Origin of the sequence: Corallococcus sp. CA047B (assembly GCF_003612065.1) — a bacterium.
Taxonomy (GTDB): Bacteria; Myxococcota; Myxococcia; order Myxococcales; family Myxococcaceae; genus Corallococcus; species Corallococcus praedator.
Window position 1 is genome coordinate 1 of the sequence record NZ_RAWD01000353.1, and the last position, 9,284, is coordinate 9,284.

General features: G+C 63.5%; 3 protein-coding genes. All 3 read left to right on the forward strand.

Annotated features, from left to right (window positions below):
• The first annotated feature begins 53 nt into the window (after positions 1–53).
• The 3 genes from D7X74_RS35305 to D7X74_RS42785 all read left to right on the forward strand — a co-directional run bounded on the left by D7X74_RS35305 (position 54) and on the right by D7X74_RS42785 (position 8,954).
• Positions 54–6,944, forward strand: a complete 6,891-nt coding sequence (locus D7X74_RS35305) for a choice-of-anchor D domain-containing protein (RefSeq protein ID WP_120537393.1) — start codon at positions 54–56, stop codon at positions 6,942–6,944.
• 45 nt (positions 6,945–6,989) lie between these two features.
• Positions 6,990–7,973 carry a hypothetical protein gene (locus D7X74_RS35310; RefSeq protein WP_120537394.1) on the forward strand — a complete coding sequence of 328 codons (984 nt, stop codon included), beginning with the start codon at positions 6,990–6,992 and terminating at the stop codon, positions 7,971–7,973.
• A 75-nt stretch (positions 7,974–8,048) separates the two neighbouring features.
• Positions 8,049–8,954: a hypothetical protein gene (locus D7X74_RS42785; protein WP_147446796.1), complete on the forward strand. Its 906-nt coding sequence runs from the start codon at positions 8,049–8,051 to the stop codon at positions 8,952–8,954.
• Positions 8,955–9,284: the final 330 nt, after the last annotated feature.

Consider the following 9,284-nt stretch of genomic DNA (forward strand, 5'->3'; position numbering starts at 1 on the left):
CCTCCAAAGCCCCCAAGGCCACGGCCCTCCGCGCCGAGAACTGAGGTCGTCTCATGAACCGCTTCCTGCTCATCCTGACGGCCTCACTGTGCGTCCTGACCGCCTGCGGTCCTGATCCGGAGAAACCACCGGAGCCAGGCACCCTCAAGGCCCGCATTGCCGCCCCCGTGGAGCCCCTGGACGCGCGCGTCCAGGGCCCTGGCACGGGGGCGCAACTTGCAGATCCGGAGCCTCCGCTTGAGCTGTCGGACACCGCCCTCGGCTTCATCGGCAAGGATGCGTGCACGCCGGACGAGGGCATGGTCGAACTGCGCAACCCCGCGACCACGGATCGCAAGATCAACCGCGTGAGCATCACCGGAGGCTTCACCTTCGCCGGCCTGTACAAGACGCCGAACGTTCCCTGCGCACTCCCTTGCACCGTACCGGCCATGCCCGTGGGCAACGAGGACCCGATAGAAGTGCGGGTCGGTTTCAGTCGGCTCCAGCCCGGCACCTTTCACGGGGCGCTGACGCTCTACACGGATGATCCGAACACGCCGTCACTCACCGTGACGCTCGACGGAGAGAGCACGGGCCCCCTGCTCGTGCTCGGACAGACGTCCGTGGTGTTCGGTGCCCATGAAGTGGGTTCGGCGCCGACGCGCTCCGTTACGGTGGTCAACCTGGGCAACGAGGAGTTCTCCCAGACGCCTTCAGCCACGCCCCCCTTCAGCGTGCCGAACGCTCCACTGACCATCCCTGCACTCGGCACAGGGACGCTCGTCGTGACGTTCAACCCCATCGCGAAGGGAGCGTTCGCGGGAGTGCTCAACCTGGCAAACAGCTCCGTCTGCCCCGCCCCACCCGTCGCATTGCTGAGCGGCGAGGCCGTATCCCCCGCGAAGCTCGTGCTGAGCCGCACGGTGATGGCCTTCCCGCAGACGACGGTGAACACCGTCAGCGCGCCCCAGGAGGTCACCGTCCGCAACGACGGCGGCAGCCTGCTCACGGTGACCCAACTGACGCTGGCGCAGGACTCCCTCTTCCAGGTCGACCCTTCGGGCCCCTTCAGCCTCGCCCCCGGCGATACCCAGCGCTTGAAGCTGACGTTCCATCCGAGTGATCCCGGGAATGCCTCGGACGAGTTGCTCTTCGCGAGCAACGACTCCACCGCGCCGAACCTTCCCTTGACCGGCACCGCGACGCCAGGAGCCTCCCCCGCGAAGCTCGTATTGAGCCGCACCGTGATGGCTTTCCCGCAGACGACGGTGAACACCCCCAGCGCCGCCCAGGAGATCACGGTCAAGAATGACGGTGGCAGCCTGCTCACGGTGTCCGCACTGGGGCTGCAGCAGCCAGCGAACACCCCCTACTACGTCGATACTTCGGCCCCCTTCAGCCTCGCCCCGGGCGACACCCAGGTCTTGAAGCTGACGTTCACCCCGCGGGTGGCCGGGAGTGCGTCGGCCACGCTGTCCTTCACAAGCAACAGCTCCCCCGCCGCGCCCTCCGTCACCCTGTCCGGAACCGGTGCTCCGGCGGCCCCCACCGCCGGCCTCGTGCTGAACCGTGACGCCGTCGACTTCGGTACCCCCAACGCGTGCACGACCTCCGAACAGGAGATCGTGCTGCGCAACATCTCCGCGACGCAGCGACACGTCACCAGCACGAGCGTCAGCGGAGGCTTCTCCCTCGTCGGCCTGTACGACGCCGCCGGCACCACGCGCTGCGCGACTCCCTGCCCCGTGTCGCCCGCGGGCCAGGGCAGCACGAACGACGTGAAGGTGAAGGTGGCTTTCGCTCCCGGTCAGCCCGGCGACTTCCAGGGGAAGCTGACCCTCTATACGGATGATCCGAATGCGCCCTCGTTGACGGTGACGCTCGCCGGCAAGGCCCAGGGCCCGCTGCTCGTGTTCGAACAGCCGTCCGTGGATTTTGGCAGGCAGTTGGTGAACGCGAACCCGAGCCCGACGCGGCAGGTGAAGGTGATCAACCTGGGCAACCAGACGTTCTCCCAGACGCCCTCGGTCCCCGAGCCCTTCAGCGTGCCAAGCCAGGCCCTGACCGTCCCCGCGGGCGACTCGAGGCAGCTCACCGTCACGTTCCAGCCCACCGCCCGGAACACGTTCACGGGGGTCCTTTCGCTGGGGAACAGCTCCGTCTGCCCCACGCCGCCCGCCGCCTCGCTGAAGGGCGAAGCAATCCTTCCCGCGAAGCTCCTGCTGAGCCGCACCACGATGGCCTTCCCGCAGACGGTCGTGAACACCGCCAGCGCGCCTCAGGAGGTCACGGTCACGAACGGCGGCGACAGCCTGCTGGAAGTGACTGGACTGGCGATGGACAAGGCACCGGGTTCCGCCTTCCGGGTCGATCCTTCGAGCGACTTCAGCCTCGCCCCCGGGGAGACCCAACGCCTGAAGCTGACCTTCCAGCCGGCCGTGAGCGGGAGCGCCACGGACGACCTGGTCTTCACGAGCAACGACGCCGCCGCGCCGAAGCTCACCTTGTCCGGAACCGCGACGCCAGCGGCGACTCCCGCGAAGCTCGCGCTGAGCCGCACCGCGATGGCCTTCCCGCAGACGGCGGTGGACACCGCCAGCGCGCCCCAGGAGGTCATCGTCACGAACGAGGGTGACATCCGGCTCGATGTGACCGGGATGACGCTGGCGCAGGGGGCGAACTCCGCCTTCCAGATCGATCCTTCGAGCGCCTTCAGCCTCGCCCCCGGCGGGACCCAGCGTCTGCAGGTGACGTTCCTGCCGCGCCAGAGCGGGAGTCCCTCGGACACATTGTCCTTCGCGAGCAACGCCACCGGAGCGCCTACCTTGACCCTGTCCGGCACGTCGGCGCCTGGCACGGCCTGCCTGAGCCTCGCGCCCCAGTCGTTCGAATTCGCCGAACAGGTGGCAGGAGACTCGGCCAGTGAGCAGAAGCGGGTGGTGGTGACCAATACTGGCACGGTCGCGCTGACGCTGACGCCCACCGTGACGCAGGACGGCGATGCCTACTCCGTCAGTCCCTCCACGCAGTTCACGCTGGCACCGAATTCCGCGGGGCGGGAGCTCTTCATCAAGTTCGATCCCAAGCTCAACGAAAGCGGCTCCGTGGATGGCGTGCTTTCCTTCAGCACCTCCCCCGCCACCTCCTGCGTGACCACCGTGCCGCTGCATGGCGTCGCGAGAAAGACCTCGCTGGAGGTCAGCCCGACTTCGCTGACCTTCGGCGATTGGACGGTGAGCGACACGCTCCCCACGCGGCAGGTGACCCTCAAGAATCCCACGAGTTGGCCCGTCCGGGTGCTCCTGGTACCTCCAGAAACCCTGACGCCCTACACGCTCGCGGGCATTCCCGCATCGGGACTGGTGGTCGCGGCACGTAGCAGCGAAGTCCTGACCGTGACGTTCGCCGCGAGTTCATGGGGAGAGGCGTTCTCCCGCACGCTCGCGTTCGAGACCGACGCAACCCTTCCTGTGGCGTCGGTGCCAATCACAGGCCGGGCACTCGCGCCCGAGCTGACACTGTCGAGCAGCACCTTGACGTTCCCTCCAGGAGCCCCCACTGGCGAGTACTACAAGGACACAACCCTGACGAACACCGGCAACCAGGCCTTGTTCCTCTCCAATGTGACCGTGGACAACAACGCCCACTTCCAGGTGGTGGACTTCCTGCCCCAGACGCTGCCACCGGCGGGAACCATGTCGTTGCGGATCCGTTTCGGCCCCACCACCGTGGGTGACCTGGAGACGCGACTTCGCTTCTACACGACCGGTGACCGGCCCCTGCCGCCGACGCTCGTGGTCAAGGGCAAATCCGCGGGCCCCATCGCGATCTTCAACAAGGAGGGCATCAATTTCGGCCCCCGGCAGGTGGGGTATACCCACATCAACAGCGAACTCAACGTACGCAATAGCATCGACGCCTCGGAGGGCCTCAGGATCGTCGCGGCCCGGGTCGTGCCAAGCTGGTCGGAATTCACCGTGCAAGCCCTCACCCCCCCGCAGACTGTCATCAAGCCGGGTGAGGAGTCCGAGTCCTTCAAAATCACATACAGACCGGTGACGTTGAACAAGGAGTCAAAGGACTCACTGGAGATCGACTATGAGGGCGCTATCACCGGCGTCACCGCGACCCGGCGTTTCGAGTTGAAGGGGACGGGCGCGGACGCACAGGTGTCCGCACCAGAGGGGGACATCCTCTTTCCCGCGACGTTGCCCAACACCAGCAACCCGCGCATCCTCACCATTACCAATTCAGGCGATGTTCCCGTCGAATTGTCGAGCGTGAGTACCACCGCGGGACTCCCCTTCCAGATCAAGGTGGATCTGGTCGAGCCCATTCCGGTGAAGGGCACTCGCAACATCAACGTCAGCTTCAACCCGACAGCCATTGGTGTCTTCAGGGGTCCACTGGAGATAAGACTGAAGAACTCCCCTCTGGTCGTGTCGTTGACACGGACGTTGTATGGAGTCGGGGCCTCCGCCAAGCTGGAGTTGAGCGAAAACCAGATTTTCTTTGGAGAGGTGGCTCGACTGGGAAGCAGCACCCGGTCCATCACCCTGCGCAACTCGGGTTCCGCGCCGCTCACCGTGAGCAACGTGAAATACGCAGCCCCCTTCTACGCGCAGCTGCACAGCGGACATTTCCCCATCATCCTCGCCCAGGATGAAACCGCCCAGCTCGATATCACCTTCCAGCCGGAGGTGGCGGGGGACCAGGAAGCCACCCTGAAGATCCTGAGCGACTCTGAAGCAGCCAACGAGCTGTCCTTCAAAGTCTCCGGGAGGGGCACGGTGCCCCTCGTGGTATTCCCGGGAGGCAAGAATCCTGGGTTCGCTCCGCAGGCCATCAACATCGAGGGCCCCCGCCAGCTCATCGTCGTGAAGAACGAGGGAAGAGCGCCGCTGGAGATCTATGCCGTGACCGTCCCGGGCGACTTCTGCCTGCATCCGGTGGATGGGAGCCAGGAAGACGGCTGTCCAAAATCGATCCAACAAAGGGTCACGGTGCTCTCGGGCACGGTGCACTCGTTCTTCGTGACGGCGAAGCCGTCCAAGCTGGGAAGCAACGTCAGCAAGCTTTCAATCGAGAGCAACTCGGCGACGACCCCCGACGAGGTCACCCTGGCGGTAGAGGGTGTGGGCAGCGTGTACCTGCCGACCAGCTCGGTGGCCTTCGGTCCGGTGAACTTCGGCGCATACGCGGATCAAGTGGTGCTGGTAACCAACACGGGCATCGCGGCCGCTCAGGTGTCCGTGGACTTCGCTTCCGACAGTGAGTGGCGGTCCGAGTTCTCCGCGCAGGGGCTGCCACTGGTGGTGCCCGCGGGAGCCAGCGCCCCGCTCACGCTGCGATTCCAGCCCCAGGTTCCGAAGGGGGGAGCTCGTTCGCTGACGGCGACGCTCAGCACGGGAGGGACTTCCACGCAGACCTCTCTGGCCCTCACCCTGCAAGGCACGGCCACCTCGGCGCACCTGAACGTGGCACGCAGAGACGGCGCTGCGTTCGACGGAACGTTGGATTTCGGCGGCACGCGGGTGAACACGAAATCGGACTTCATCGGCCTGCGCCTGTTACACGCGTCCCCAGCAGGAGGCACGGGGGCAGACGGCGGGATTGCGGCGGAGGTCGGCCCGCTGACGGTGAAGGACGTCTCGCTGGACGGAGAGGACGCGAAGTCCTTCATCCTGCAGAAGCCCACCTTGCCCGTGAAGCTGGGGCCAGGGGGGAGCATGGATCTGTCGCTCCAATTCCACCCGGACGCGCAGCGGCGATTCAATGCGGTGCTGCGCATCACCTCCGACGACAACCAGGCAAGCACGGTGCTGGTGACGTTGAGTGGCCATGGACGGACGAACCAGCTCAGTCTGTCCACGCCCGCGCTGGATTTCGGAGCGCGTGTGACTGAGTCGTCGTCGGCGGCGGTGCGGTCGGTGCGGCTCACCAACGAATCGCTCCAACCCTTGAAGGTGCAGGGCCTGGAGATTCTCGGAGTGGCTGAGAACTCGGAGCCTTCGCACTTCAACGTGGAGTCCGCGCCCGCGCTGCCTTTCACGCTGGCGGCGCAAGAGTCGAAGGAGCTGTTCATCAAGTTCGTGCCGCGTCCGGACGTCACGTCCAAGGCGGCGCTGACGGTGGTGACGAGTGACCTGGAGTCTCCGGTGGCGCAGGTGGCGTTGTCGGGCCGCGGAATCTCCACGGTGTTCCGTGCGCTCAGCCGTACGCTGGACTTCGGCACGGTGCGCCAGTCGGAGACGGTGACGACGAAGGTGGTGCTCACCAATGACAGCACCCAGGAGCTGCTGCTGGTGCAACCCAAGGTGGAGGGACCCCAGGCCACGAACTTCGTGGTGGTCTCGCCCGTGTTGGGAGCGGAGGGACGCGTCCTGCCGCAGGGTGACTCGCTCACCGTGGAGCTGAAGTACGACACGGCGCAGGCCGGTGTATCGAAGGGGACGCTGGTCCTGGGAACGAAGGACCAGGAGCGCGCGGCACTGGTGGCCCTGTCAGGGGTGACGGTGGCCAGCTTCCTGACCATCGAGCCCATGGAACTGGACCTGGGTTGGGTGGACATCGGCGCGACCAGTACGCCGCGCACGGTGACGCTCACGAACCAGTCGGCGTCGCCGGCCAGGTTGAGCGTGGTGGAGAACAGCAATCCGGCGTTCCAGATCGACGCGAGCGCCCTGGACGCGGAGCTGGCGCCGGGAGCCCAGGCGACGGTGAACGTCACCTTCCAGGGCCAGGTGGGAGGCCCTGCGGAAGGAACGCTGAAGCTGCGCCTGCGCGGGGAGACGACCACGGAAGCCCAGTTGGTGCTGAAGGGCCAGGCCAGGACCCTGGGAGGCACGGGCGGTGGATGCGCCTGTGGAACCAGTGGGGACGGGGGCGCGGCGCTGGCCCTGTTGCTCCTGCTGGGGTTGGGCCTGGGGCGTCAGGCTCGGCGAATGCGGGTGGAGGACTGACACACCGAGTCGCTGACCACGGACATATCACCCAGGAGGTGGGGAATGGACTTCACGGAGCTCAAGATCGCCAAGGGTTGTGGCACGTTCCATGTGAATCAGTTCCGGATTCACTTCAGCATCCCCGGCCTCCAGGGTGACCCGAAACAGAAACTCCCCGCGCTGGTCGGGGAGTTCATCAAGGACTTCCCCCGGTTCTTCAATGGCACGCAGCAGGGCCTGACGGAGAACCGGGCGGCGGTGGCCTGGTCCACCAAGCAGTTCGAGCACAACAAGACGCTCCGGTTCCTGCTCGACTTCAAGTCGGAGAAGCTGGGCATCAACCTGCCGGATGTGCACAGCGATTGGGTGCATGTCCTCTGGAAGGACGCGAACAAGGGCTTCGCCGCGCAGACGGTCAAGCGCAACTTCGCGGAGCGTTCGGACTACATGACGTCGATGATGGTGGTCCCATGGGGCGCCATCTTCGCCCGGCTCAACAGCTATCACTTCCTTGCCGGGCGTCGCTCCTGGGTGTTCGGTGTCCTGGAGCCGGGCATGCCGGGTTGGAGGGCCGGAAGCAGCCTCCAGGTGGGCACGGTGCAGGGTGGCCAGTTCACTGCCTACGGAGGAACTACGCCGGTCTTCTATCTGGAGTCCGCGGCGGTCGAGCGGTACTCGATGCTCATGTATGAGTTGATGGATTCGGGGGGAAACCTCTTCATCGACATCCGGAAGGCGATCGTCTCCATCTGGAGCATCCTCCTGGCGAACTACGTCCAGGCCAAGGGCTTCCGCCTGAACGTCGGGCATCCCAAGAGCTACGGCAAGGATGACGGTGAGTCCCTTTGGGACAGCCAGATGATCTGGCGAGGCGTCTACCGGCGGCAGGCCGAGTTCAAGACTCCGCAGGCGCTGTACGCGAAGAAGTGGGTGAGTCACCTGCTGGAGATGCACCCGGCGCTGAAAAGTCAGCCGCTCTGGGAGAGCGAGTTCACGGGTTACACAGGGGGAGGACTCGGAGGGGGCGGGTCTAGCGATCGGTGGTAAGCCCAACCTCACCAGCGCGCGACCACCGTCAAAAGCCACAAACACCAAGCAATGCAGCCGAGGAACACCGCAAATATGCGAAATACCGATCCATTTTGCAAATTCACACTGGAAGACGAGAAGGCAGGAAGAATAGGATTCATCTCGCCCAAAGTAAGCGTAGAACCAATGACCACAGATGCACTCTTCAGCATGAGCGACAAAGATAGAATAGACTGGTACAAAACAAAAATCTCCCACTACGACAATCAACTCTCGGAAAGCTCGATTAAAAACAAAATCCCAAAAAAACTCATAGCAGCAATAATACTAAATGAACTTGCTGACATCAACGTCAAGGACCAAGCCCAGGAACGATTCAATCTCTCTGACGGCTCCTTCGGGCCGGCGCAAATGCAAACCTACGACACGGCGATGAAATTCGGCCACGTCGATACAATCAAAAAACAGCTAGACTCATTAAAGAAAAGAACAATCAAATCCTGGGGGCTGTTTTCCATCTCCGAAAAATCAATAATCGCATTTCACATCAGCCAGCGGCTTCGGATAATGCAGGTCGCAATAGAAGCAGCCGCAAGAGAAATCAACAGACTTCTCAATCTGATGAGATCCAACATCTTGAAACCATGGCAACGCGAACACCAACTCAACCCGCCACCCACGCCAAAAACAACTACATTAAAATCAATACAAGGAATGTACTACGGAAAGGGCCAGATCTCCGGCGACACCGAAGCCGAGCGATTCATGTACCTCTGTCAGGCAACAGCCGCTGCCTACAATTCACCAGACATCATAATCACAAACAGAAAATTCGAATCAGAAGTCAATAGAATCAAGCACAAGAAAGAACAGGAGTGGAGCCAGGAACAGGCAGGACTGCTCAAATACTTCGCAGAGCCATATAAAAACGCACGAAACCACGGCGGCAACGGGGCAACAATTGGCTTGGACATTGCCGAATTCAATCTTTTCAGATGAGCGAGCCCTGCCGCCTACGAATCCACCATGAGCGAAACCGATGCCCTGGAGATTCGGATTCGTCAGGGCAGCCTATCGATGGCACGCCAAGCAGGTGCGTGCTGGCGTCTTCTCGCTCGCTTGGGTTGAAGTGGTTTGTGGTCGCATTGGTCAATTGCCACGACTCCAGGCTTTTGAATGCACGGCCATTACCTCGGCCTTACTCCTACAGCTGCAGTTTGAACCGCGCTCGGCGTGCCCGGTAGTGGCACTGCATGGCGACGGCTTGGTGGTGGCGTCGCCAGCGACTCCAGGCCAAGACGTGCGCGAGTGGAGCCACGGTCCGACGCA